This is a genomic window from Planktothrix sp. FACHB-1355, from assembly GCF_014748295.1.
Taxonomy (GTDB): Bacteria; Cyanobacteriota; Cyanobacteriia; order Cyanobacteriales; family Aerosakkonemataceae; genus Aerosakkonema; species Aerosakkonema funiforme_A.
In genome coordinates, this window is the sequence record NZ_JACJUP010001239.1 from 1 (window position 1) to 1,978 (window position 1,978).

Genomic DNA, 1,978 nt, shown 5'->3' on the forward strand with positions numbered 1-1,978 from the left:
GTTAACAAGCGAAACATCTCTTACCCCGGAACAATTGGACGATCGCATTGAGGAATGGATGGATGAAAAATTTGGCACGGAAATAGATTTTGATATCAATGGCCCTCTACACAATCTGGAAGCAATACGCGGCAAAATCGTTAAAGAAGGCTGGGATGAAGCCAGTACGCCAGAAATACCTTTGCTGAGTTACGATGAGCGAGGGTTTTGCAAAGTTAGCTCCCTAGAGGATGCCAAAAAGATCGTAGATTATGTTTGGGATAATGCCTTTATCTGTGAAAAATGATGCTCGATCGCACGGTTATTTCGGAATCTCTATGGAAAAGTTCATATACGAAGATTTTCTCCCCCGTTCCCCCGCTCCCCCACTCCCCGATAGTTTCAGATGTGTAGTTTGAGACAGTGCGATCGCTATTTCCTTGGAGCCAAAAATAGTTTATGCTAATGCCTAGTTCATCCCTTTCACATTCTTGACGATCTAAAACATCGGCATAGCTCGGCATTATGGCAACTTATCAAGACCGCGAAGCATTTATTCCCTATCAGCGACGTGACCTGATCGAACTTTGCGTTCAAGACGGCCAATTGGCTGGCGCAGATGTGCAAAAGTTTCGCGATTTCTGCGAAATATTGTCTGCCTATTACCATTTTCAGTTACATCAAACATTAGAGGTTATCAAGGATAATTTTGCTCCTTTTGACCCAGATACCGATACCAAGTCGATCGCGGTCGTAACGATAGACCAAAAGGCGAATATGGAAGCTAAATTGGTCGATGCGTTTAAAACTCTCCTAGAAAGAGCCAATTACATTACTTTATCTGAAGAAATGCTACAACGTGCTTTTCAGGTAAGCTCATTGATAGAGTTAAAAACAGATGTCGATTTAAACGACTTCGAGCGCATAATTTGTTACTATCGTGGCGACACTCAAAAAACAACTACTGTGAATAAATTTTTGAAAAAACTCGAAAAACCAGTAGATGTTTTTGAACGAGTAGTTTTATTGCTGAAATTCAAAGATGAACGTTATTTTGAAGTAAAAAAAATTAAAGCGGACAATCTTAATTTTAAACCAGGGAAAATGTACATTTACTATTACAAAAATATTCCCAAATTCGATTTAGAATTTTTATTTCCGAACATCAAAATTAGCATGACATGGAAAGACCGTCTCCTGTTCGGCGTACCAGCAATTGGGGCAGCTGTGCCGGTGGCGATCAAAGTCTTACCCCAACTTTTGCTGATTACCGCGATAATATCATTTGTTGTCTTTGGAAAGTCAAGCATCGCAAATTTTAGTATCAACCAAGAGCAATTGAGTAACATCATGCCAGTACTGGTGGCGGCGTTATCGCTAGTGGTTGCGCTTGGTGGGTTTGCCGTCCGGCAATATAACAATTACAACAGCAAGAAAATCAAATTTCAAAAAAATATTACCGACACGCTTTTTTTCAGAGCGCTTGCTAATAACAGCAGTGTTTTTGGATCTTTAATTGATGCGGCTGAAGAGGAAGAATGTAAAGAAATACTCTTGGTTTATTATCACCTGTTGACGAGTAAGACACCTCTTACTCCCAAACAATTAGATGACCGAATTGAAGAGTGGATGGAGAAAAAATTTGGCACTAAAATTGACTTCGACATCAATGGCCCCCTACGTAACCTGGAAGCAATACGGGGCAAAATTGTCAAAGATGGTGCGGAGACAGACAGTATTTCAGAAATACCTTTGCTGACATATGATGAAAAAGGCTTTTGCAAAATTCCATCTCTAGAAGATGCCAAAACAGTCATAGATTACGTTTGGGACAATGCTTTTCTCTACGCCAAATAATGTGCGATCGCTCTAAATAAAAAAGCTCTATCCAAGGCGATCGCTCCTAAAAAACCATACCTATTTTTAGAGTTGAGAATTGAAATTTACCTAACAATAAATATCAACTCTCAACTTAGTATTTATTTCTGGCTTTGGCAAG

1 protein-coding gene and 1 pseudogene are annotated in these 1,978 nt (G+C 39.6%); both read left to right on the forward strand.

The genetic code is table 11. The features are described 5' to 3' along the window. A pseudogene (locus H6S82_RS31165) lies at positions 1–286 on the forward strand (DUF3754 domain-containing protein); the annotation flags it as partial. Between the two features lie 218 nt (positions 287–504). Beyond that, positions 505–1,836 carry a TMEM143 family protein gene (locus tag H6S82_RS31170; protein WP_190468749.1) on the forward strand — a complete coding sequence of 444 codons (1,332 nt, stop codon included), beginning with the start codon at positions 505–507 and terminating at the stop codon, positions 1,834–1,836. Positions 1,837–1,978: the final 142 nt, after the last annotated feature.